Annotated in this window: 19 protein-coding genes; 2 read left to right on the forward strand and 17 right to left on the reverse strand. The window is 62.5% G+C overall.

Annotation, left to right across the window (positions count from 1 at the left end):
* Positions 1-17: 17 nt before the first annotated feature.
* The 16 genes from L0U83_RS40010 to L0U83_RS40085 all read right to left on the reverse strand — a co-directional run bounded on the left by L0U83_RS40010 (position 18) and on the right by L0U83_RS40085 (position 22,149).
* A complete protein-coding gene (locus L0U83_RS40010; protein ID WP_233890125.1) occupies positions 18-3,173 on the reverse strand; it encodes a multidrug efflux RND transporter permease subunit in 3,156 nt (1,051 codons plus the stop codon).
* A 16-nt stretch (positions 3,174-3,189) separates the two neighbouring features.
* Positions 3,190-3,747 (reverse strand): GNAT family N-acetyltransferase, encoded by a 558-nt coding sequence (locus L0U83_RS40015; protein WP_233890126.1) that lies wholly within the window; start codon positions 3,745-3,747, stop codon positions 3,190-3,192.
* 5 nt (positions 3,748-3,752) lie between these two features.
* On the reverse strand, positions 3,753-4,280 hold the full coding sequence (locus tag L0U83_RS40020) for a GNAT family N-acetyltransferase (protein WP_233890127.1): 528 nt from the start codon (positions 4,278-4,280) through the stop codon (positions 3,753-3,755).
* 42 nt (positions 4,281-4,322) lie between these two features.
* Complete coding sequence (locus L0U83_RS40025) at positions 4,323-5,684, reverse strand: TldD/PmbA family protein (protein ID WP_233890128.1); 1,362 nt, start codon at positions 5,682-5,684, stop codon at positions 4,323-4,325.
* The gene (locus L0U83_RS40030; RefSeq protein WP_233890129.1) at positions 5,684-7,120 is read right to left on the reverse strand and encodes a TldD/PmbA family protein; all 1,437 of its coding nucleotides are present in this window, start codon (positions 7,118-7,120) and stop codon (positions 5,684-5,686) included. The genes L0U83_RS40025 and L0U83_RS40030 overlap by 1 nt, the downstream gene beginning before the upstream one ends.
* Positions 7,117-8,748 (reverse strand): ABC transporter ATP-binding protein, encoded by a 1,632-nt coding sequence (locus L0U83_RS40035; RefSeq protein ID WP_233890130.1) that lies wholly within the window; start codon positions 8,746-8,748, stop codon positions 7,117-7,119. The genes L0U83_RS40030 and L0U83_RS40035 overlap by 4 nt, the downstream gene beginning before the upstream one ends.
* Positions 8,748-9,860: an ABC transporter permease gene (locus L0U83_RS40040; RefSeq protein WP_233890131.1), complete on the reverse strand. Its 1,113-nt coding sequence runs from the start codon at positions 9,858-9,860 to the stop codon at positions 8,748-8,750. The genes L0U83_RS40035 and L0U83_RS40040 overlap by 1 nt, the downstream gene beginning before the upstream one ends.
* Positions 9,814-10,866: a microcin C ABC transporter permease YejB gene (locus L0U83_RS40045; RefSeq protein WP_233890132.1), complete on the reverse strand. Its 1,053-nt coding sequence runs from the start codon at positions 10,864-10,866 to the stop codon at positions 9,814-9,816. Before L0U83_RS40045 ends, L0U83_RS40040 begins: the two co-directional genes overlap by 47 nt.
* 8 nt (positions 10,867-10,874) lie before the next feature.
* A complete protein-coding gene (locus L0U83_RS40050; RefSeq protein WP_233890133.1) occupies positions 10,875-12,710 on the reverse strand; it encodes an extracellular solute-binding protein in 1,836 nt (611 codons plus the stop codon).
* A 226-nt stretch (positions 12,711-12,936) separates the two neighbouring features.
* Positions 12,937-15,693, reverse strand: a complete 2,757-nt coding sequence (locus tag L0U83_RS40055) for a TonB-dependent receptor domain-containing protein (protein ID WP_233890134.1) — start codon at positions 15,691-15,693, stop codon at positions 12,937-12,939.
* A gap of 340 nt (positions 15,694-16,033) precedes the next feature.
* Positions 16,034-17,239 carry a tetratricopeptide repeat protein gene (locus L0U83_RS40060; protein ID WP_373321208.1) on the reverse strand — a complete coding sequence of 402 codons (1,206 nt, stop codon included), beginning with the start codon at positions 17,237-17,239 and terminating at the stop codon, positions 16,034-16,036.
* Between the two features lie 14 nt (positions 17,240-17,253).
* Positions 17,254-17,685 carry an ExbD/TolR family protein gene (locus L0U83_RS40065; RefSeq protein WP_110854285.1) on the reverse strand — a complete coding sequence of 144 codons (432 nt, stop codon included), beginning with the start codon at positions 17,683-17,685 and terminating at the stop codon, positions 17,254-17,256.
* A gap of 9 nt (positions 17,686-17,694) precedes the next feature.
* Positions 17,695-18,120: an ExbD/TolR family protein gene (locus tag L0U83_RS40070; RefSeq protein WP_233890135.1), complete on the reverse strand. Its 426-nt coding sequence runs from the start codon at positions 18,118-18,120 to the stop codon at positions 17,695-17,697.
* A 14-nt stretch (positions 18,121-18,134) separates the two neighbouring features.
* Positions 18,135-19,046, reverse strand: coding sequence for a MotA/TolQ/ExbB proton channel family protein (locus tag L0U83_RS40075; protein WP_233890136.1), 912 nt, complete (start codon positions 19,044-19,046; stop codon positions 18,135-18,137).
* Positions 19,047-19,121: 75 nt separating this feature from the next.
* The gene (locus tag L0U83_RS40080) at positions 19,122-19,826 is read right to left on the reverse strand and encodes an energy transducer TonB (RefSeq protein WP_233890137.1); all 705 of its coding nucleotides are present in this window, start codon (positions 19,824-19,826) and stop codon (positions 19,122-19,124) included.
* Between the two features lie 778 nt (positions 19,827-20,604).
* Positions 20,605-22,149, reverse strand: a complete 1,545-nt coding sequence (locus L0U83_RS40085) for a methyl-accepting chemotaxis protein (protein WP_233890138.1) — start codon at positions 22,147-22,149, stop codon at positions 20,605-20,607.
* Between the two features lie 377 nt (positions 22,150-22,526).
* Between L0U83_RS40085 and L0U83_RS40090 the strand changes: the two genes are divergently transcribed.
* Both L0U83_RS40090 and L0U83_RS40095 read left to right on the forward strand, forming a co-directional pair.
* Positions 22,527-23,339: a helix-turn-helix transcriptional regulator gene (locus L0U83_RS40090; RefSeq protein ID WP_233890139.1), complete on the forward strand. Its 813-nt coding sequence runs from the start codon at positions 22,527-22,529 to the stop codon at positions 23,337-23,339.
* Between the two features lie 214 nt (positions 23,340-23,553).
* On the forward strand, positions 23,554-24,216 hold the full coding sequence (locus tag L0U83_RS40095) for a TetR/AcrR family transcriptional regulator (protein WP_233890140.1): 663 nt from the start codon (positions 23,554-23,556) through the stop codon (positions 24,214-24,216).
* A gap of 32 nt (positions 24,217-24,248) precedes the next feature.
* Here the strand turns inward: L0U83_RS40095 and L0U83_RS40100 are convergent, their stop codons facing one another.
* Positions 24,249-24,503: an RNA-binding protein gene (locus L0U83_RS40100; RefSeq protein WP_233890141.1), complete on the reverse strand. Its 255-nt coding sequence runs from the start codon at positions 24,501-24,503 to the stop codon at positions 24,249-24,251.
* Between the last annotated feature and the right edge of the window lie 11 nt (positions 24,504-24,514).

A 24,514-nucleotide genomic window follows, 5' to 3' on the forward strand; every position in this document is an offset into this window, starting at 1 on the left:
ATGTGCGCATGTAGCGGTCAGGGCGCTTCAGTTTCGGTCTCTTTCGCCCGTTGCGCAGTTTTCTCACTTCGGCGCGGCGGCACGCGATGCACAGGTGTCGCCGCCACGCGCGACACCACAGTGTAGTAAAGCACTGGTGTGAACACGAGTCCGAGCAGCGTCGCCGCAACCACGCCGCCGAGGACTCCCGTGCCGATGGAGTGCCGGCTTTCCGCGCCGCCGCCCTGCGAGAACGCGAGCGGCAGCACGCCCAGCACGAACGCGGCCGAGGTCATCACGATAGGCCGCAGGCGTTCGACGCTCGCGCCCACAACCGCGGCACGGAGCGGCACCCCGCCCGTACGGCGCACGGTCGCGGCCTGCACGATCAGGATGGCGTTCTTCGCCGCTAGGCCGATCACGGTCACCATACCCACCTTGAAATAGATGTCGTTAGGCAGCGCGCGCAGGAGCATCGCGCTCACCGCGCCGAGCGCGCCGAGCGGAACGATCAGTATCACCGAAAGCGGCGCGATCCAGCTCTCGTAGAGCGCCGCCAGCACCATGAACACTGCGAGCAGCGAAAGGCCGATGAGGAGCGGTGTCTGGCGCGCGGCCTGGCCTTCTTCGAACGCGGCGTCGGTCCATTCGGCCGACACGCCATCGGGCAAAACGAGCGCGAGGCGCTCCATCTCCGCCATCGCTTCGCCCGAGCTATGACCCGGCGCCGCGCGCCCCGTCACATCGAGCGACGGATAACCGTTGTAGCGGCTCAGCATCACAGGGCCGAGCGTCCAGTGCGTGGCCGCAATCGACGACATCGCCACGGTCCCGCCGGATGTGTTCTGCACAGGCAGGTCGAGGAGCTGGCTGTCGGCCATCCGCGCGGGTGCGTCGGCGGCGACGATCACGCGGCGCATCCGCCCCCTTGCCGGAAAGTCGTCGACGTAGCTGGAGCCGAACGTGCTGCCCAGCACGTCCGCGATGCGGTCGAACGACACGCCATACGCGTAGGCCTTGTCGCGGTCGACGTCGAGTTCCACGCGCGGCGCGTCGGGCAAGTCGTCCGAGCGGACCTGCGCCACCACGCGGCTCTTGCCGGCCGCGTCGATCAGTTGGTCACGCGCGGCCTTCAACTCCTCAACGCCGACGCCCCCGCGATCCTCCAGCCGGTACGTAAAGCCCTCGGAGTGGCCGATGCCCGGCACCGCCGAAGGCAGCGTAGCCTGGACGTCGCCGTCGAGGATGGTGCCGAATTGCTCGTTGAGTGCATCGCGCAGCGTCTGCGCGTCCGTTTCGTCCTTGCCGCGCTGGCCCCACGGCTTGAGCTCGACGAACGCCATCGCCACGTTCTGCCCACTGCCTGCGAAGCTCCAGCCCACCACGCTCGTCACGTTCCCTACGGCCTGCTGCTTGCCGAGCATCGCTTCCACGCGCTTTACCACCTCGAGCGTGCGCGCCTGCGTGGCGCCCGCGGGCAACTGGATCATCACCTGCAACTGCCCTTCGTCCTCGCTTGGCAGGAAACCCTGCGGCAGTTCCCAGTACAAGAACGCCCCCACTGCGCACAGGATGGCGTAGATCGCGAGCACGCGCGGACCGCGCCGCAGTAGCGCAGCCACGAGCGCACGGTAGCCGCGCGAGGCCCGCGCCGCTTGCGCCGCGAAACCGCGCTCGGGCTGTGGCGCCCGCTTCGGCATCCTGAGAAGATTCGCACAAAGGGCGGGCGTGAGCGTGAGCGCCATGAACGACGAACACAGCATGGTCGCGATCATCGCCACCGCGAACTGCCGGTAGATGCCGCCCACGTTGCCGTCGAAGAACAGCATCGGCACGAACACGGCGGTGAGCACCGCCGTCACACCGACGATCGCGCCGCCAATGCGCTTCATCGCGGCGCGCGTGGCCTCGCGCGGCGCAAGCCCACGCTCGTGCATCACACGGTGCACGCTCTCCACCACGACGATGGCATCGTCCACGAGTATGCCGATCGCGAGCACGAGCCCGAACATCGTGAACACGTTGATGGACATCCCGGCCAAAAACAGTGCAACAAATGCGCCCATGAGCGTGACAGGGATCACCACCGTGGGCACGAGCGTGGCGCGCAGGTCGCGCAGGAACAGCCACATCACCGCGAACACGAGCACCACAGCTTCGATGAGCGCGATCACCACTTCGTGGATCGCCACGCGCACGAAGTACGCGGTATCGAATGGAATCTCGATCGCCACGCCCGGCGGCAGACGCTTCGACAGTTCAGCGAGGCGCGCCCGGATCGCATTCGACGTCTCCAGCGCGTTACCGCGCGGCCCGAGATGGATGCCCACGGTCGCCGCGGGTGTGCCGTTCAGGCGCGAGTAGAACGAGTAGTCGGCGCGCCCGAGCTCCACGCGTGCGATGTCGCGCAAGCGCACGAGCGAGCCATCCGTCTTCGCCTTCAGCACGATCTGGCCGAACTCGTCAGGCGTTTCGAGTTGACCCTTGACGCTCACCGACTCGGTGGTCTGCTGCCCATTCACGAACGGCGCGTTGCCGAGCGTGCCCGCCGTCACCGGCGAGTTCTGCGCGGCAATGGCCGCGTTGACCTCGGCCGCCGTGAGGCCATATTCGCGCAGCTTCACCGGATCGAGCCAGACCCGCATGGCCTCGTCGGCGTCCCAGAGCTCCGCAGCGCCAACGCCCGGCGCGCGCTTGAGGTCGCGCAGGATGAAGCGGTTCAGGTAGTCGCTCAGCTGCGCGGAGTCTCGCGTGCCATCGATGGACGTGAGCGCGACGAGCATCAGGAACGTATTCGACGCCTTCTCCACGTCGATGCCTTGCTGCACCACCTGCTGTGGCAGCCGCGCCTCGACCTGCTTCAGACGGTTCTGCACATCCACGAGCGCGATGTCGGGATTGGTGTCCGACGTGAAGGTCACGTCGATTTCGAGTTCCCCCAGTGCGTCGCTGGTCGCTTCGTAGTACTGCAGGCCCTCGGCGCCATCGAGGCTCTCCTCGATTACGCTCGCGACGTTGTTACCCACCTCCTCCGCCGACGCGCCCGGATACTCGGCGCTGATGACGATACGCGGCGGCGAGAGCTGCGGATACTGCGCGACCGGCAGCATGGGGATCGCGAGCACGCCCGCCACCATTACCGCGAGCGCGATGACCCATGCGAAGACCGGCCTGTCGATGAAAAAGAAGGGCACGCGCTTGTCGGTACGGTTACGGGACCAGGGGGGAAGCGAACGGTGGTGCTTCCGCGTAGCGCGCCATATGAAGCGTATCGGCAAGCATGCCGGAGCGCATCGCGGCGCCACGCGAGCGGCCCTCTACGACGAAGCCGAACTTGCGATAGAGCGCGATCGCGGCCTCGTTGTCGGCGAACACTTCGAGTTCGAGCCTGCGCAGGCCCAGCGACTGGTCGGCGCAGGCGACGATCGCCGCCATCAGCGCGCTGCCCACGCCGCGCCGCTGCCAGGCGTCGTGCACGCCGAAGCCTACCGAAGCGCAATGTGAGCGGCGCGGCTTCGCGACTTCGAGATGCGATTGGCCGACCACGCGTCCGTCGATTTCGGCGCAGATCGTAATGCAGCCGGGCGGCCGATTCTCGTACCACGTGCGCACGGATTCGGGGGTGCGCCAACCGCTCAAAAGCGTGCCATGGCGAACGCCTGGCTGGTTCATCAAGTCGGCGATCGCGTCGAAATCGGCTGGTTCACAATTGCGCACGCGAATAGTACCGGGTGACCTGAACGCAGGCGATGGTGTCGGGACGTGCATGGGCATCACTCCGGGGCGAGGGGAAGCGGATCGCGCAGGCGTGCCATCAAGAAGAAGTCGGCGAGCACTCCGTCGCGCAATACTGAGCCGCGCAAACGCGCCTCGATTTCGAAACCGCACTTTTGGTAGAACGCGATCGCGGCGGCATTGTCGGTGTAGACGTGAAGCTCGAGCCGCCGTAGGCCGAGCCAGTTGTCCGCAAACTCGAGGATCTGCCCCATGAGAAACGTTCCGACGCCGCGACGCTGCCAATCGTCGTGCACGCTGATGCCGATCGCGCAGACGTGAGCGCGGCGCAGCTTCTGCGGATGCAGTTCAGCCTCCCCCACTATTGTCTCGCCCACCCACGCGCCAATGACGACAGCAGGCGACACCACGCTCGCGATCCACTCGCGCGTCTGCGCGACCGAACTATAAGGTGCGTCCGCATTGCCCCGAACTATCGCCGGACTGAGCCGCAGCGCATGCAACGCTTCGGCATCGCCGAGGCGCAATGCGCGCACGACGAGCCCCTCGGGTAAGCTCGACTGCATTGTTGTTTCCTTCGTGTTTGAATCGTCAGGGAAGAACAGGCGCTACAGCGTCAGTTCAAACGACTTCACTAGCACCCCCGGCAGTTGCATGCCGCCCGTCGCGCGTTGGCCCCATGTGTCTTCGGACAGGCGCAGCTCGGGCTGCGCACCCAGACGCTCGAGGCGCTCGCCCAGCAGGCCGTACAGACTGTCGTCGAAGCGCATGGCGTCTACCGGTGCAACGACACGCCCCTCTTCCACCCAGAACGTCGCAAAACGCGTCATGCCTGTCAGGCGGCAGTTCATACGGTCCGAGAAGTTCACGTACCACAGGTTGCCGACATAGAGACCTGTGCCAAGCGCCGCGAGTACATCCGCATCCGCGAGGTCGCCGCCCGGCATCGATAGCGACGACGGCGCCTCGCTCGCCAGCGCACCGTTGGGTATCAGGCCGTACTCACGCCCCGTCCGGGCGTTCGTCAATTGCGCGACGCTCCTCCCCTCACGCACGAGCGGCACGCCTTCGCGCAAATAACCGTCGTCGTTGAAGACAGGTGTAATGCCAAGATCGAGGTCTTCAGTGATCGAGACGCGCGCGTCGAGCGAAAGCTCGCCGCCATGCAGCCGGTAAAGCGGGCTCTGCGACGTCGCCTGCGCGCGCGCCGAAAAGCCGCCCCACGCAGTAACGCCCAGCAGCTCTTCGAGCGCCGCTGGCGCGAGCCATGCACGGTAGCGGCCCGGCCCGAGCGCTCGCGGTGCGAGCGCTAGCACGGGCAAGCGCGCAGCCGCCTCCTGCACCTTGCTGGCAAACTTCGCGTCGTCCCAGGTCTCGCCCGCATAGGTCGTCTTGATTGCGCGGCCGCCCGGATGATAGAGCGACCAGCTGAAGCAGAAATTCTCGACTTCGTGCCAGCCACGGCTGCCGCAGCTCGAGGCGAAGCCACGCGCGAGCATGCCACCCGCGTAGAAGCCCACGAAATCGAGCCCTCGCGCGCATTCGGCCACCACATGGATGAGGGCATGCGGATCGCGCAGCCGTCCGGTGCGCCGCGTCGAACGCTGCCACGGTGTCGTGTCGTAGAGCAGGTGCGGATCATCAGGTGCATCACGCAGGCCCGAGCGAAGCGTCTCCAACGTCGTGCCCACATCGCGAAGGTCCTGGTCGGCGTTACCGCAGATGTCGAGCGTGGAATACGCCTGGCGCGCGCCATCGATTAGCCGGAGCGTGAGCTTGCCCTGCGAGACCAGGCCCATCTGCCGGACCTTGCCGCCGTTGAAGCGAATGAAGTCCGACTGCTCCCCGGCAAAAGAAATGAGCGCCGTTTCACCAGCCACCAACAACCGGTCGACCGCATCAGCGAGCATCATGAAATGCGTGTGCCAATCCACCGCCACGCGCTCGCTCGCAAAGAGGGTTTCGCTCATCAGGCGCCTCCGAATACGTCTACGTTGCTAAAGACGCACGCGGGTGACGCGTGCCCCACACGAATCACCTGCGCAGGCTCTCCCTTCCCGCAATACGGCGTGCCGTAGACTTCCCGGGTACTCGCATCGCCTACGGCAACGAGACTGCGCCAGAAGCTCGCCGAGATGCCGCGATAATTAGGCCGCTTAACGACCTGCGTGAGCTTGCCGTTCTCGATGAGCCTGCCATATTCGCAACCGAACTGGAACTTGTTACGATGGTCGTCAATTGACCAGGACGTATTCGAAGTCATTAGAACGCCGTTTTCGATGTTTGCGATCATCGCGGCGAGCGTCTCTGTACCGGGCTCGATGTTCAGGTTCGCCATGCGGTCGATAGGCGGGCGATTCCAGTTGGCCGCGCGCGAGTTCGCGACCCCTGGCAGCCCAGCGCGCTGCTGCGAGAGTGCCCCACCGAGCGGCCGCTCCAGCACGCCGTTGCGGATCAGGTATTGCTTGCTCGCCGAACTGCCTTCGTCGTCGAACGCATACGTAGCGGCTTCTTCGCGCAGCTCGGGGTCGAACGTCACGTTCAGCAACGGGGAGCCGTACTGATAGCTGCCGAACATCTCCGGTTTCACGAAGCTCCAGCCAGCGAAGTTGCGCTCGTCGCCAAGAATTCGGTCAAGTTCGAGTGGATGACCGATCGATTCGTGAATCTGCAACATCATCTGGTCGGGCATCAGCAGCAAGTCGCGCGTGCCCGAGGGGCAGTTCGGTGCCGCGAGCAGTTGCAGCGCCTCGTCCGCCACACGGGCGCCGGCCCCATTGAAGCGGTGCCGTGCGAGTATCTCGAGACCTCCCTGCCCGAGCGCGCCGTGGTCACCGGCAAGCGTTCGCACCTGCGTGTCGCCGTTGGCATGTGCGGCCACGCTCAGTCCTGGCATGAGGTAGCGAAAGCGCTGCTCGATGCGCACGCCGTCGCTCGTGAGATAGAGTTGATCCGCGTGTACAACATGCATGCTCGCCACGCGCTCGACGATGCGCGCGTCGAGGTTCGCCGACGCACACTCGTGCGCGAGCTGGGCGAGCCACTCACGGCGGGTGGGAAGCGGCACGTCGACATTCGGCGAAGCATAGCTACCGCTCGCAACAGGCCGAGCAATGCGGCGGTGATCGATCAACGAGACTTGCGCACAGGCAAACGCCCGCGCCGTGGCGATTTCGAGTGCACGCTGGAGACCCTCGGCACTGAGATCGGCGGTAGCCGCATAGCCGGCGCCAGCACCGGCCCAGGCAGTCAGCATTGCGCCGCGCTCGCGCACCACACGCAGCGGCTGCGCGATGTCGTTGCGCACCACGTGGTCCTCGACAAGTTCGTCCACCATGCGCAGCGACCAGAAATCGGCGCTACTCTTCAGCGTGCGCGCGCCTTGCACCCAACGCTCTTCGATCATGCGAACTTCTCCTGTAGCGCTGTCGGCTCGTGCAGCATCGACGACGCCAGCAGCGATTGAGTGTAAGGATGTGACGGCGCGTGCAGCACGTCGAGCGTGTCACCCTGCTCGACGATACGGCCCGCTTTCATCACGATCACGCGATGTGCCATCGCGCGCATGACGGCCAGATCATGCGTGATGAACAGATAACTTAGCTTGTACTTCTTCTGCAAGTTCGTCAGTAGCGCGAGCACCTGCTTCTGAATCGAGACGTCGAGCGCGCTGGTCGGCTCATCGAGCACAATCAGTTCCGGCTCGACTGCCAGCGCGCGCGCAATGGCGATGCGCTGGCGCTGGCCGCCCGAAAATTCGTGGGGGTATCGCTGCATCGAATCGGCTTGCAGACCCACTTCTTCGAGCAGCGATGCGATACGCATGCGCCGCGCCGGTCCGTCAACCTCCGGTCTGTGCACGGCCAGCCCCTCCCCGACTATCTGCTCAATCGTCATGCGCGGGGAAAGCGAGCCGAATGGATCCTGGAACACCACCTGCATACGCGAGTACAGTGCGCGGCGCGCGCTCGCCTTGCGTTGCGCCGAGAGCGCGATCCCGTCGATGCGGATCTCGCCCGCCGCCGCGCTTTTCAGCCCGAGCACGGTGGCCGCGAGCGTCGATTTGCCCGAGCCCGACTCGCCGACGATACCGAGCGTTTCACCACACCGCAGACTCAGGTCCGCTTCGTGCAAGGCACGGAACGTCGAGCTGCCGAACACCGAGCGCCAGCCCTTCGACGCCGTGCGGTAGTCCACTGCGAGGCCCTTCACTTCGAGAATGGGCGGCGCATCCACCGCGACCGGAGCCACTTCGCGACGCGGCTCGCTATCAAGCAGGCGTTGGGTGTAGGGATGCTGGGGGCTCGAGAACAGCGCCGCGGTCGTGTTCGTTTCGACGAGTACGCCCTTTTCCATCACCGCAACGCGCTGCGCAAAGCGCCGCACGAGATTCAGGTCATGCGTGATGAGCAATATCGCCATGCCCCGTGCTGCCGCCTCCTGCTCCTGCAGGTCGATCAGCAGATCGACAATCTGCTGGCGCACGGTCACGTCAAGTGCCGTCGTGGGCTCGTCGGCGAGCAGCAGGCGCGGGCGGCACGCGAGCGCCATCGCGATCATCGCACGCTGGCGCTGTCCGCCAGACAGCTGGTGTGGAAAGCTGTCGATGCGGCGCTCCGGCTCGGGAATGCCGGTCCGCCGCAGCAGGTCGATACCGCGCTCCCGCGCTGCGCCAGCGCTCAGACCTTCGTGGAGGCGCAGGCTTTCTGCAATTTGCTTGCCTACCGTGTATAGCGGATTCAGGGCAGTCATCGGCTCCTGAAAGACCATGGCAATATCGGCTCCGCGAACGCCGCGCATCTGCTGCTCGGTCTTCTGCAGCAGATCCTCGCCGTCGAACAGCATACGTCCCGTGAACCGCGCACGCTCGACGAGGCCAAGGATCGACAATGCAGTCACGCTCTTGCCCGAGCCCGACTCCCCGACGAGCGCCACGCGTTCGCCGCGTGCTATCGAAAGACTTAGTTGGCGCACGGCCACTTTCTCGCCGAAGCGCACGCTAAAACGCTCAATATCCAGCAAAGGACGATTCATTATTTACCTCCGCCGAATGCCGAGCCACGCGTACGCGTATCGAGTGCGTTACGCAGTGCGTCGCCCATGAACGTCAGCAACAGCAGCGTAATCACGAGCGCCGCGAAAGCCGAAAGCGAGATCCACCACGCTTCGAGATTGTTCTTGCCCTCTTGCAGCAGCTCGCCAAGGCTCGGCGTAGGTGGCGGCACGCCCAGCCCGAGGAAGTCGAGACTCGTGAGCGAGAGAATGGCCGCACTCATGCGAAAAGGCAGGAACGTGATGACCGGCGTCAGGCTGTTGGGCAGGACGTGGCGCCACATGATCTGCCAGTTCGAGAGGCCCATCGTTCGCGCCGCCTTCACGTAGTCTAGCGAGCGGTTGCGCAGGAACTCAGCGCGTACGTAATCGGAAAGTACAAGCCATCCAAACATTGAAAGCAGGATAAACAGCAACCAAAGCGTAGGCTCGAAGATCGAGGCGAAGATAATGAGCAGATAGAGGTCCGGCATCGAACTCCAGATTTCGATGAGCCGTTGCCCGATGAGATCGGTGCGTCCTCCATGAAAGCCCTGCACCGCGCCCGTCAACACGCCCAATGCGACGCCGGAAACCGTTAGCGCCAGGGCCATCAGCACCGAAAGCCGGAAGCCGTAGAGCAATCGCGAAAGCACGTCGCGGCCGAACTGATCGGTCCCAAGCCAGTTTGTCGCCGAGGGCGCGGACGGATACGGTCGCGCCGCGAAGTAGTCGATCGTGTCGTAATGAAAATGATTGGCCGGATAGATTGCAAAATTGCCGTTCGACTCCAGCCGTTGCCGAATATACGGGTCGAGATAGTTAGTCCTCGCCGGGAAGTCGCCACCGAAAATCGTCTCCGGATAGTCCTTGACGATCGGGAAGTAGTATTGACCGTCGTAACGCACGACGAGCGGCCGGTCATTTGCGAGCTCTTCGCCGAGCATGCTGATCGCAAACAGCGTGACGAAGATGATAAGACTCCAGTAGCCGAGCGGCTGCGCGCGAAATCGGCGCCACGTGCGGCGCCATGGCGAGACCGATGGCGCGTGCGGAACGGCCGCGGAATCAGCGGTCCAGGCGGTGGAACTGGATGCGGGGGTCGACGAGGACATAGCAGACGTCAGCAATGAGTTTGGTTACGAGGCCAATCAGCGTGAACAGGAACAGCGAGCCAAGCACGACGGGGTAATCGCGGCGGATAACCGAGTCGTAAGACAGTTGGCCCATGCCGTCCAATGAGAACAGCGTTTCGATCAGCAGGTTGCCGTTCAGAAAAGCGCCCACGAATGCGGCGGGCAGGCCCGTGACGAGCGGAATGGCAGCGTTGCGCAATACGTGCTTCCACAGCACGTCGCGCTCGGGCGCGCCCTTTGCCCGCGCGGTCAGCACGTACTGACGGCCGATCTCTTCGAGGAAGGTATTCTTCGTGAGGATCGTGACGATCGCGAAGTTGCCGACCACAGAGGCCGTAACCGGCAGGACGATGTGCCAGAGGTAGTCGAGCACCTTACCCGCGAGGCTCAGGTCCGCGAAGTTGTCGGACGTGAGACCTCGCATGGGGAACACCTGCCAGAATGTGCCACCACCGAACAGCATCAGTAGGAGCACGCCGAGCACGAACCCCGGTACCGCATAGCCAGAGAGCACGAGTACGCTTGTGACGGTGTCGAATCGCGACCCGTTGCGCACGGCCTTGGCGATGCCGAGCGGCACGGATATCACGTAAGTTAGCAGTACCGTCCACAAGCCGAGCGTGATGGAAACCGGCAACTTCGACCGAATTACGTTCCAGACGCTGTCGTGCTGGTAGTACGACTGTCCCAGATCGAACGTGGCGTAGTTCTTGAGCATCATGAAGTAGCGCGTGAGCGGCGGCTTGTCGAAGCCGAACTCCTTCTTGATCTGCTCGATCTGTTGCGGATCCACGCCCTGGCTGCCGTGATAGCCGCCACCTCCTGCCCCGGTCTCGCCGCCCCGCGCATTGCCATGGCGCAGTTGCGCCATGATCTGCTCGACCGGGCCACCCGGCACGAACTGCGTGACGACGAACGTGAGCGTGACGACGCCGATCAGCGTCGGCACCATCAGCAATAGACGTCGAAAAATGTAGGCGAACATGGTGCTCCTCAGTGGGGAGCCGCTTGCGCGGTCTGGGCGACCAGCGCGTTTTGCGGCTTGCGATACCAGTAGTCGACGATCCAGTCCTGGGCCTCGAACGATACGGGTACGACGGACGGAAAGCCGAGCGACGTCTTGTATGCGATGCGCGCGTTGGGAGCGTAGTACTCCGTCACGAGGTAGTACTCGTTCATCAGCACACGATCCAGAGCACGTGTGGCCGCTTCGAGGTCGTCGAGCGTGTTCGCGGCCTGCACTGCCTTCACGAGCGCGTCGACGACCTGCGAGCGCACGCCCGGATAGTTCTCCGAGCCCACCTCCGAGGCAGCTGCGCTACCAAAGCGACGTGCAAGCTCCGCGCCGGGAATCGTCACCGGGCTGTAGAGCCAGGTGGTCATGTCGTAGTCGAAGTTGTCCAGGCGCTTCTGGTACAGCGCACTGTCGATTTCGCGCAGATGCGAATTGATGCCCAGCGTCGCCAGTGCCTGCGTATAAGGGAGGATCACACGATCCATGCCAGGCTGGTCGTCGAGGATTTCGATGCTCATGGGCTCGCCCTCGGCATTGCGCAGCGCGCCGTCACGATAATGCCACCCGGCCTGCGCAAGCAGATCGCGCGCCTCGCGCAGATTGGCGCGTAACGAATCGGGCGGCAGCGTCGTAGGCTGCTTGATCATCGGCCCGAACACTTCCGGCTGCAGGCTCGCGCGCCACGGTTCGAGCAGCTTCAACTCCTTCTCGCCCGGCATGTCGGTCGCACCGAAAGGGCTCGCCTCGAAATAGCTGTGCAGGCGCAGGTACTGACCATAGAACATCATGCGGTTCATCCAGTCGTAGTCGAACGCGAGAGAAAGCGCATGGCGTACGCGCACGTCCTGAAACATCGGCTTGCGCAGGTTGAAAAGCATGCCCTGCATCTGTGCCGGACCGTCCGGGAAATTGGTCTGCTTCAGCATACCGTTACGGAAGTTCTTGCCCACGTACTTGCGTGCCCACTGCGTCGCGCTGTCTTCCACATGCACATCGGCGTCGCCGGCCTTGAACGCTTCGAGCTGCGTGTACAGGTCGAGGTAGAGCTTGAACGTGATGCGCTCGAAGTGGTACATGCCGCGGCGCGTGGGCAGGTTGACCGCCCAGTACGCAGGGTTGCGGCGATACGCAATCTGCTTGTCGTTCTTGCGTTCGGCGATCAGATAGGCACCGCTCGCGATGGGTGGTACGTTCGAAAGCTGGTCGAACGGAATACGCGTGCCGTCGGGTTTCATTCCCCACTTCGGCGAGAAAATGGGCAAGTCGCCTGCAATGAGCGGCGCATCGCGCTCCGCACGACGGAACTCGAACCGGATCGTCGAAGGGTTCATCACGACCGCGTTTTTTATCACCGAAAACTGCGCATTGAAGAGCGGCGAAGCCTGAGGGCTCGTGAGCGTGTCGAACGAATATTTGACGTCGGCCGCGGTTATCGGATCGCCGTTCGAAAAGCGCGCAGCCGGATTGATATGGAACGTCGCAGACGAGAGGTCTGCCGCGACCTCAACGTTATCGGCGATCAGCGGGTATTCGGAGGCCAGTTCATCCCAGCTGCGTTGCATTAGCGTGTCGAACATCAGATTCTGGATGTCCGGCGCGGGGGCACCTCGCACAAGGAAGGGGTTCAGCGAATCGTAGCTTTGAAATTCATTGTAGTTTTCGAAGCTCAGGACGCCGTTCGACGGCGCATCAGGGTCCGCGTACTCGAAATGGGTGAAGCCGGAAGCATACTTCGGCTGGTCGTACTGCGCGAGCGCCGTAGCCGCGTGCGCCAGTGGCGTCGCAAGCATGCCGACGCCAACTGCCAGGGCCATTGCGGACGCAGCACCTGACCAATGCGGCGACAATCGTGACAAGCTCAACTTCTTCATTCTCATCGTCCGTCTGCATGAGGACGTACACCGGTGTGTGGCCGATGCACGGTTCGTCTGTCCGACGTGGTGGGAGTCTGCCGCCGTCGCTCGCCACTACGGGAAATATTCGAGGCAGGCGGCCAAAGCAGCCTGCCCCACCAACTACTCACTACATCGCGCCGAATGCTCAGAACTTGTACGTCGCTCCGATCTGCGCGAAACGGCCGATATAGTTGTACAGCGACGTGTCGTAGCCAGTCTGGTCGAGCGCACTGCTGGCAAAGATCGGATCGAACGGAGGCGTGCGGTTGAAGATGTTGTTGACGCCACCGTAGATCGTCCAGTGCTTGATGCCCGTGTAGGTGACCATCAAGTTGAACTGGCTGTACGAGCCCACCTTGTCGGCGACGGGCGTGGGCGCCGCCACCGACAACGTCTGCGCATACGGGCCAGTGAACTGCCACGTGAGCGCCGCGTTCCAGCCGTGATATGCCCAGTCGATCGTCGTATTGCCTTTCCAGCGCGGGAAGCTGCCGCCGAACGGCTGCGTGATCGTGTAGTTGTTGCCCGCACCGTTGATCGGGCCCGTGGACTGCCCCAGCGTGAAGTCCTTCACGTACGCCCAGTCGGCCGACAGCGTGAACGTGCCGGCCTTCGTCGGCAACGACTGACGGAAGGTGCCTTCGAAGCCGTTCGTGTCGAGGTAGCCGAGGTTCTCGTACGGGAAAACTTCATAAACCACCTGGCCTTGTGCATTCGTCACGACCTGCGACGGCGAAGCCGCCTCGCCGATGACGTGATCGACACGGATCTTGTACCAGTCGAAGCCGAAATCGGTCGTGCGCGTCGGCGACGTCTGGAAGCCTAGGTTGATGTTGCGCGTGCGCTCCGGCTGCAAGTTCGGATTGCCCTCGGTGATCGTGGTAACCGTACCGGTGGCCGACTGCTGGATACCGAGCGTCTGCGAAGTGCTGTTCTCGACGAATGTCGGTGCGCGGAAGCCGCGGTTATAGGAGCCGTACATCGTCAGCTCCTTGACGGGCTGGTAGCGCAGCGCGAAGCGTGGCGAGAACGCGCCCCCGAAGTCGCTATAGTGGTCGTATCGGCCCGACTGACTGAACGTCAGGTTGTGGATGATGGGCACATCGACCTGGTAGTACACCGCCGCGACATTGCGCTGGCCGTTGACGGTCTGCAGCATCGGGTTCGCCACGAGGCCTTGGGAAAACTCTGCGCCCGGGTTGATGACTTCGCTCTGGTGCAGGAACTGCGCGCCGAAGCCGACACCGATATCGCCCGTGGGCAGATGGTACAGGTTCGGCGTGGCCAGCGTCGCGTCAACCGTATCGAGCTTCGAAATGCCCTGGTTGTTCGCATCCATGTACAGGCCGTTCAAGCCATTCGGCGTAGAGGACGGATTGGCGAAGTTGAACGTGCCGTTCTGGTAGATGTTATTGAGCGCCGCTGTGTTGAGCTGGTTCGTGTAGGTGTTCGAGACGTTGCTCTGAGAGTGGCTGTACGAAGTCGACCAGTCCCAGTCCCCATACTTCGGCACAGTGAACGAACCGCGAATGCCCGTGGACGCGCGCCAAAAGTTCGCGTACGTCTCTTCTGCCACGGTATTCGGGAACGAATAGGTGAGCGGCGTCGCCACGCCATACGGGTTGTACCGATTGCTTGCCGGGACGACGTTGTTGAACGGCGTCAGACCGACGCCCGGTGTATAGGTCAGCGTCGGCGTTTGCGGGCTGCCGACGATGTTGTTCCAGAGACCGTCGTTCGTGGTCGTCTGGTTGTAGCTTTCCCACAGATCGGCAAAGGCAGTCGTCGTATCGTCGACCTTGAAGTCAGCGTGGACCTTCACGCTCGCGCGCGTCGTCTCCGGTGCGATCGACATGCCGTTGGCGGTGTTGAAGGCGCACACCGTGCCGCCCAGCCCCGCAGCCGCGCCCAGGAAATTGCTGCCGGCCGGGTGGACGGAGCCGCCGTATGGGCACCCGCTCAATGCCTGCGCCGTGTTGGGACCTGTTTGCCAATAGGACGGCGCGAGCAGCGAGAGGCCGCCCGGCTTGTCCGTGAAGTCCTGCGCCGCCGTGGAGTCGCGGTCGGCCAGCGTCGAGCCCGCCGAGTGATAGACGCTCGCGGATGCGGTGACGTTGAAGCGGTCCGCATTGAGGTCGCCGAAGCCCGCCAGAACGCCGAACTTCGTCGTACCGTTTCCGCCGCCGTCGCTCACCGAACTGCCGTAGCTGCCGTCGAACTGAAGGCCGCGGAAATCGTGCTTCGTGATGATGTTAACCACGCCCGCAATGGCGTCCGAGCCGTATTGCGACACGGCGCCGGTTTTCACGATCTCGATGCGATCGATCGCGTTAAGCGGGATGGTATTGAGGTCGAAGAAACTGTCGGTGCTGTTCGAATAGAAGGCGAACGGTGCAACGCGCTGACCGTCGACGAGAACGAGGGTGTACTTCTCGCTCAAGCCGCGCAAGGCGATACCCGCCGCGCCGGCTGCGAAGTTGCCCGCCTGGCCTTCGCTCCAGCTATTGGCGGAGTTGGCCGAGACCGTACGCAAATAGTCGGCCACAGTCGTTGCGCCGCTGTTCTGGATGTCCTTCTGACTGATCGTTTGCACCTGCTGGAAGCCCGTCTTGTCCGATTGCCGGATCAGCGAACCGGTGACTTCGAACTTCTTCATCTGCTTGACGGTTGTGTTGCTCCCGGTCGTGGCCGCCGCGCTGCCTGTACTGGCCGCACCCGTTTGCGCGCTCGCGCCCGATTGCGGCGCCGCCGCTGCCGCGGTCGCATTATCTGCCGCGACCGCCGCACCGCCGTTAGTCACGGGCTGACTCTGCGCAAATGCTGATACGGAAAACGCCGCCGAAAACGCCAGTTCAGCCCAGATTATTCTTCGAATGGCCACAGCCAATGCTCTTTGTTTCACAGTTTCCCCTTCTCTCTCGTCGGTCACGTGTACTTCGTTATGCGAAGCAAGGTCTCGTGAACCCCCGCATTAGATTTGACGACGCTGTCGCATCGCGCCACTTTTTACCTGGATCCACCCTGCCCAGGGCTCTTCCATTTACAGCCGACCGCTTGCCTTCCCTGGAGAAAAGCGGCTTCTCCCCGCATCTGCCATCGCCGCTTGCCCAAAACTTCATGTTGCTTCACTTCTGACACATCAACCCCTGCCGAGTCCGACCGGACAAAGATCATCCAACATTTATTATGTATACCTAATTAACCAGCTAATATTGAAACGCCCTTGTTTATCGCTCAGGCGCTCATGGCTTCGACGCCACCAGTATCCAGAGCTGCGCCAGATCAGCGCTGCCATCGTTGCCCTTGACCGCCTTGAAAGCCTGGACCGCACGCGCTTTGTCTCCCGAGGCAAAGTAAGCCTCGCCGAGGCGAAGTCGCGCTAAGTCCTGGTGATCAAGGCCACCCTTCTCAATGAGCGATTCCATGGTCGCGAGACCCTGCTTCGCTTGCCCCGCATACACCTGATTGAAAGCCGCATCGAACGGTGCGACGGGATTGGCTGGGTCGGGCGCAGCACTGGCACGCGTCGCCGCTAGTGCCTGCAGGCGACGTTCGCGATCGGCCCCGGCATCGTGACCCAGCACGCCAGACGCAAAACCCTGATCGATGATTTGCTTGCCCTCTGCCGTGGAGCCCGCAACGATCGCCAGTTGCGTCATCTCCATGTAGTCGTTGGCGCTCGACAGTGAACCCGTCGCGCGGCGCAGGCGATACGTGTCCAGATCGAGTGTGCCGAGATAGCCGGGCTTGCTGCGAATCGCGTGCAACAGGTCATCCCAATACGACTGCTTCGGGTGATAGGCCACGAGCTTTTCTAGCGCGCCGCGGTAGGCTTCCTGGTCGTTTGCATGCTGAGCGCACGTGCCGAGCAGCTGCAACTGCGCCTCGTCCGGCGTATGGCCACCGCGCACCTGGGCTTCGACGCTCGCATTCAGCAGGCGCGTCGCGCTGACGTAGTCGCCCGAGAGATAGTACGACTCGACCAGCAGGGTGGCCATCTGGGGATCGCTGCCGCCCGCCTTTTGGTAGCACTGTGCGACCTTGATGGCCTGGGCATAGTTCTTCTGCTGGAAGTAGATGCCCGCGAGCGCCGCCGTCGTGCGCTGCGCGTCCTCGCCCTTGAGCTGCCCGCTCGCGAGCAGCGATTCATACGCCTGCGCCGCCACGCCGTTCTGGCCCGCCGCCATGGCGGCAGCGCCCCGCATCTCCTCGACCATGTACGTTTCGTACGGCGTCTTGTTCGGAACGGCCGCGGCCTGTGCAATCTTGTTGAGCGCGTCCTCGTAGTGGTGCGCGCGGTACAGATTCTGCGCATCGTTCAGCGGCTTCGCCACGTCGGGACGCAGCGTGTCCGCGGCCTGCGCCGCTGTTGGCATCATGGCCAGCGCCGACAAGCCGGTCACCGCGAGCGCAACCACCGCCTTCTTGTATCGATAAGGAATGCTCATCGCTTTCAAATTCCTCATTGCATGTACTGTTCGTTGCCGATCAAGCCGATCTTCGTCGCGCCTTCGCGCTGCGCCGCCGCCATTACTTCGGCCACGTCCTTGTACGGCGCAAGCCGGTTCGGACGCAGGTGAATTTCCGCCTGATCCGGTTCGGCCGCGACCTGCGCGAACTTCCGCTCCAGCGTCGCCTGGTCGGGCACCGGTGTGCCGTTCCAGGTCATGGTGCCGTCGAAGTCGATGTCGATCTGCACCACCTCCGGCTGCACGGCCGGCGGTGGCGGATTGCCCACAGGCAGATTCATCTTGACCGCGTGCATCTGGATCGGAATGGTGATGATCAGCATGATCAGCAACACCAGCATCACGTCGATCAGCGGCGTGGTGTTGATGTCCACCATCACTTCGGGTTCGCTGCTGCCGCCGCCCGACGATACGTTCATACCCATAACCGCCCCTTATCCGCCGCGCGCTGGCGGCTCCGTAATGAATGACACTTTCGCGATTCCCGCGCGCTCGCACGATGTGATCACGCGCCCGATGGCCTCATAGCGCGTCTCCTGGTCGCCGCGGATATGCACTTCCGGCTGCGGCGTCTGGACGGACGCTGTCTTCAGGCGTGCCAGCAGCGTCGGAGCATCGACGTGTTGCTCGTACCAGAAGAAGTCGCCATCGCGATTCACTGCGATCTCGATGCTCTTCGGCTGCGTCTGCAGCGGCGCCACCGTCTGCTTCGGTAGCTGGAGCTGCACCGTATGCGTCACCACCGGAATCGTGATCAGGAAGATGATCAGCAACACCAGCATCACATCGACGAGCGGCGTCGTGTTGATGGACGAGATGACCTCGTCGTCACCGCCCTCGCCTCCAACGCTCATGGCCATGGTGTTCCCCTCGCTCAGTCGGCCATGACGGCGGCGCGCGGCGCGGTGCGCCCGACGCGCTTGCCGCCAGCCAGCAGGACCGTATGCAGTTGCGCGCCGAAGCCGCGGACACGCTCCATCACCGCCTTGTTACGTCGCACGAGGAAGTTGTAGCCGAGCACCGCCGGCACGGCCACGCCCAGACCGATGGCAGTCATGATGAGCGCTTCGCCGACCGGGCCCGCGACTTTGTCGATCGAAGCCTGACCTGCAATACCGATGGCCGTCAGCGCGTGATAGATGCCCCACACCGTACCGAACAGACCGACAAACGGCGCGGTCGAGCCCACGGTGCCGAGGAATGCCAGGCCGTCCTGCAGGCGGTTCGACACGTTGGTGATCGCGCGCTCGACCGAAACGTCGATCCACGTGTTTCGATCGACCGCTTCGAGCAGCGCTTCGTCGTGATGCTCGCCAGCCTCGATCGCGGTTTCCGCGATGAACCGGAACGGCGACGACTCCTCGAGCTGCTTTGCGCCTTCTGCGAGCGACGGCGCGCTCCAGAGCTGCTCGTCTGCGCTCTTCGCACGACGGTTGGCGCGGAACTGCTCGAAGAACTTGGTGATCATGATGTACCAGCTGCCCATCGACATCACCACGAGCAGCAACAGCACAAAGCGAGCGACGAAGTCGCCGTTCTTCCAGAGCGCGCCGAGGCCGTACGGGTTCGTGACCGTCTGCGAGGTGGCCGGTGCCGGGGGCGGCGCGGGCTGGTCCGCACTCGCGGCGGGTGATGGCGCGGCGTCGGCCGCTGTGGCGGTCGCTGACGCGACGGCCGTGGTGGCACTAGCCTGCGCGTTGGCGAGCTGCGGTGCGACAAAGGTATCGACCGTGGCTACGGCGATCAACATGCTTGCCGCGAGTGCGGCGTACGAACGCTTTTTCATGCCTGCTCCAATACATCCGTTGAACGTCTAAAAATCCGGGTAGTGACTCGCCACCCGATGCTTGCAGTCCGCGCGTCAGTTAAGACTGAATGAGAACGGAACCTGCACGCGTACCGGCTGGCCTTGCGATATGCAGTTGAACCTCTTCACTGCGTTGAATGCAGCCGCATCCAGACTGTCGTCGTTGGCCGACTGCGCCACTCGCTCATTCGTAACGTGTCCTTGTGGATCCACCACGAATTCGATGAGCACGTCGCCAGTCACGCCGTTGTCCTGTGCCTCCTTCGGATAGCGGATCGACGAACGGATCTCATCCGAGTTTGGACACACGACGCCCACTTCGTGGCTTACCGGCTTCGCCTGTACAGCGGGGGCGGGCGGCGCAGGCGGCGCGGTGACGGGTGCGCTGACCACGGGCGCAGCCTGATGCACGATCGATTGCTGCGGTGGCGCCTGCACCGGTACTTCCGGCGGTGGCACGAACGGCGGCGGCGGCGGCGCGAACTTCGGCGGCGGCAGTTGCACGGTAGGCAGCGGCGGTGGCGGTGGGGGTGCCACGGGCTGGATGATCTTCGTTTCGATCGGATGCTGGATCACCTGCACGACCTTGTTTGCAAGACCATTGACCAACGCGTAGATGAGCGCAATGTGCAAAACGATTACCGCGCCAATTCCGCCGTAGCGACGCACAGGATTCTGATGCTTACGCCCGAATTCGCGTGGGCGGCCTGGTCCGCCCGACCGCACGCCTGCAACTGGCGCTCCCACTTGCACTTTCATCACCACCTTCGCTCCCTCGGCGCAGTACGCCCCAATCCTGCCGCAGAAAACCCTCGTCACGTCATGACCACAAGTCCACGTGACCGAAACCCACTTGATGCGAAATTACATTCGCACTACGAATTACAAAATAAAGTCCACGCGGCAAATTTCGAGCCGCTCATGAACGCGCAATGCTTCTTTGCTTATCAATGATTGATAGTTGTGCTAAAGCAATGGATTTCGCGCCGACGCCCACCCGGCCAACTCTCCGTCATTGCCATCCGCCCGGATCCCCAAAAGGGTTTCGGGGGGTCCGCTCTATGTTTCAGTTTTGTTGAAGCGGATCGAAGATAGCAAAAAAAAATGCGGGTGAGAAAACTTTTTTTGATAGAGCAATATCATTTTTAGACATTTGCTCTCTTATTGCGAATGCCGGCACCAATGTGGTTCGAGCGCTTTCCCGTCAATCATCGTAATGGTGCAAATACTCATTAATTACAAATTCATTGTTCAATGATTTCACGTTTACATCGTTAATTCAGGCGCCTCTGATGTCGGCACATGCGAGTTTTCGACGGGAGTGTATAGAGCCTCGATCTGCACCCGCCTGGTTCGCGAGTGCGTGGCCAGACGGCCCGCACCCTTGCGGGCAGGCATCGAAAAATGGAGATTCGCGGGCTCCAGAAGTGCTTGCGGCGACTCGGAGCACCGGCTTTCGGATGAGCGGCCTGATGTCGGCCATTGACCCTTGCATCGCCCCGGCCGCGGGGCCGAAAGCGATGTAACCGGCCAGAGACTATACGAACGCAGCCATTGCCTCACGCAAGCGCTGAGCGCGGTCCCGCAGACTCTCTGCCGCGGCAGCCGATTGACCGACCAGCGCCGCGTTGTGTTGCGTCGTCAGGTCGAGCTGCGCGATAGCGAGATTGACCTCGCCGATGGAACTGGACTGCTCGCTTGTAGCAGAGCTGATTTCGTCGATCATCGACGCAACGCGCGCGACGTCGGCAGTGATTCCGTCGATCGCTTCACCTGCACGATCGACCAGTCCGCTGCCTGCTTCGATTTTCTCGACGCTTTCGTTGATCAATGCCTTGATTTCCTTCGCGGACTGGGCGCAGCGCTGAGCGAGTGTGCGCACCTCGCCTGCGACCACCGCGAAGCCACGACCGGCTTCACCGGCACGGGCAGCCTCGACTGCTGCATTCAGTGCGAGGATGTTGGTCTGAAAGGCGATGGTGTCGATCACGCCCACGATTTCGCCGATTCTGCGCCCGGACGACATGATCGTTGCCATGGTGTCGATAACGTGACGCATCGTCTCGCCGCCGCGCGTCGCCGAATGACTCGTCGCGCCGGCGATCGTGCTTGCATGATTGGCCGTTTGAGCGTTGTTGCCGACGGTGGTCCTCATTTCCTCCATCGCTGCCGCCGTCTGCTGTAGACTCGCCGCGGCTTCCTCGCTGCGAGCGCTCAGATCGAGGCTTCCTTGCACCATTTCGTCGCTCGTCGTCTGCAAGCCCGCTATCTGTTCGCCGATGTCATCGGTGAGGGAACGCAGGTTCAGACCAGCTTGCGCGACGGCGCGGGCCAACATCCCGATTTCGTCGATGCGGTTGAGCCTCAAATCCTCGCTTGGCTGGCCCGCCGCGACCCGGAGCGCCTGTCGCAGCACCTGTTCGATTGGGCGCGACACCTGCGCCGCCAGCCACCATGCTGCGAGCGACAGACTGACCAGGATTGACGCCCCCAGGCCGGCAAGCGCGCCGCCGCGAAGCCCGAGCCCATAGCCGCTCAACAAGAGCATCAATCCCGCGACTAGTAGTGCGATGTTCATTCGCGAACGCAACTGCACCGTTTGCAACGCCGACGTCCAGCCGCACAGCCCGGTCTGTACGATGAGGCCGCGATAGAATTTTCGGCTTCCGGCTTTCCCTTCACGAAAGCGCTTGTACCAGTGGTCCGCGACTTCGACATCCTTGCGGTCCGGCGGCGTGCGAACAGACAGGTACCCGACGAGCCTGCCGTCGCGCACGACCGGCGTGGCGTTGGCGCGGACCCAATAATGGTCGCCGTTCTTGCGCCGGTTCTTCACCAGGGCGCTCCACGACATCCCCTCACGCAGCGTCGCCCACATGTCGGCAAAGGCTTCGGGTGGCATGTCGGGATGCCGCAAGACGTTGTGCGGCTCGCCGATCAATTCGCTTTTGTCGAAGCCGCTGACGGCAATGAAACTTGCATTGGCATAGCGAATGCGGCTCTGAATGTCGGTGACCGACATCAGCGTCACATCGTCTGCGAGTGCGTACTCGCGCTGTGTAACCAGACCGTTGTTACGCATGATTGAGTCTCCTATCTCCCTGCTATCGCTGATGTGCCGTGTGAGTTTTGTCCAACCATTCTCCGGTGTCGGCCGGTCGCCAGCACGAGGTCGCATCTTTGGCGACTCGCTCGCATTGTGGGGGCCAGCAGGACGAAGCAACTTGAACGAAACTGCTGCTTTCGCATAGGGGAAACCCTTCTTTTTCGAAAGCGACGTTTTGTTTTTTTTGTTTCTGTGACGGCCTGATAGAATTCCGCGCCCGCGCGGTGCCAAATGCATTTGAGACCTTGGTTGCGCGGCTTCGGCAAGCTCGAATAACTCTTTCGAAATACTAACGACGCACTTTTTGCCGCGTGTCCGATCTCCGGCCAGCGGCGAGTTCGGCGAATCGGTTTATGGACAATACGGTCGCGTCTCTTTCGATCTTGTCGGATCGCATTATTTACACTTCGCCCGACTTCGTGGCGAAGGCGACTTCGCGCCCAGTCATGGTTCTAGCAGTCTGTACCCGGGATGCGCTGCGGCTCGCGACCGCGCAGGAGCGCCACACGGGGCGGATCCTCCTCGTTGCCCCCAACGTCAGTCGCTCGATCGAAGCACGCAAAGCCGGGCTTTACAGTATTCAGCTGGAGCTGACGAACGCTTTTTCCCAGCACCTGCTCAAGCACGTTTTAAAAGGAAGACAAATCGTCGATCTATCGGAACTCGCCGACGATCTCGTGATCCGAACCGCCGAAGCGGCGCTGGGTCAACCACAAGACTGCGAACAAATGCGCGCCGGCTCGGAGCAGATTCTGTGCGCCCTGTTTCCGCTGGCCGCAAGATCGCAAGCGATCGATGCGCGCGTCGACGCGGTCGCCTCCTGGCTTTCGACGCACGTTCCGGTGCGCACGAATCCGCTGCAACTGGCCCGCTACTGCGGATTGTCGGAGAGCCGCCTCGCGCATCTCTTTGCGTCTGCGACAGGAAGTTCAATTCGCGAATATCTGCTCTGGGTGAAAATGCGCAAAGCGGCAGAGCTCTTCTGCGCAGGCTCGACGCTCACCGAAATAGCCCATGCCACGGGGTTCGCCGACCTGGCGCACTTGAGCAGGACATTCAAGCGTTACTTCGGCCTTACGCCGTCGTTTCTCTCCAACCCCGCGCATGTGCGCGTGCAGATCGGAAAGGAACTTACCCGCAACCGAAGTTTCACCGCGACGCGCTGAAAGCATGCGGCGTTAAGCAGTTTCTCTCACGCGGGTAGGTCATGGCAAAATTCGCTTGCGACACTTGAGTCGTCCGCGCGGCATATATCCTCATGCGAGTGCACGCGCACAAGATCTGTGGTTAACGCAGCACTTCTCGTCAGGATTGGGTATGCCAGAATCGCACGATGACCATCGCCCTCGGGTAGCGGCCGAGCGTCGCCGGCGCATGCGCATGCGTTTGCTCGAAAGCGCCATGATCGTGTTTGCCCAGAAAGGCGTGGGTGCAAGCGTCATCGCCGACGTCGTCGAAGCAGCCGAGGTATCCAAAGGATCGTTCTACAACTACTTCCGCACCAACGAGGAGCTCTTTCAGGCCCTCGCCGCCGAGTTGAACCGTGACATCGTGAGGATGATCCAAGTGGCGATCTCCAACGTCGAAGACGATCCCAGCCTCAAGGTCGCCACCGCATTCCGATGTTATCTGCACCTGATTCGGTCTCACGAACTGGTTGCGCAGTTCGTGGCCGGTGCGGGCTTGCAACTCGTGAACCGCGACAGCGGGTTCTACGACTATCTCCCGCGCCACCTCAGGGCGGGGCAAAGACGCGGCCAGTTTAACGACGGCGCGGTCGGGACGATGATAGACGTCGTTACCGGCGCTGGCTTGATGGCGGTTCATCGCATGGTCGCCGGCGGAACGTCTCGTCGTTACCCGGAGCAAGTGGTCGGACTAGTACTGGGTGCGCTTGGGGTGACGCCGCAGGACATCCCGAGGTTGATTAATTTCCCCGTGCCCGAATTGAGCGTTTCGCCAGATTCGCTGCTGGCCCGCGCACAAGGCAGCGCCTTCGCGCACGACGCAATACAACAGACTCCGGACCGAGCGGTCGAGTGATCGTTGTTCCGCGTCGCGTCGGGCCATCCCGCTCATTCTGTCCGGACCGTCATGATGATCGCTTCGACCGTGCGGTCGTTCCAGAAAACTCGATGGATCCTCGTCTGCAGGATTCGCAGGGCTTCCGGCTGAAGTTCATTGAACGCGAGCAGCACAGCCGGCCGGGATCCCGTACCTGCGATTCGCTCGATTGCCGTAAACGGCGGAAAGCCATAGTGACTCAAAAAGCCGGCGATATCGTCGTCGGATACCGTGTCCTCGATGGGTTGCAGCAGAAGCTCAGTCACGATGTCGTTTC

The sequence above is a fragment of the Paraburkholderia flagellata genome (assembly GCF_021390645.1).
In the GTDB taxonomy this organism is placed as follows: domain Bacteria; phylum Pseudomonadota; class Gammaproteobacteria; order Burkholderiales; family Burkholderiaceae; genus Paraburkholderia; species Paraburkholderia flagellata.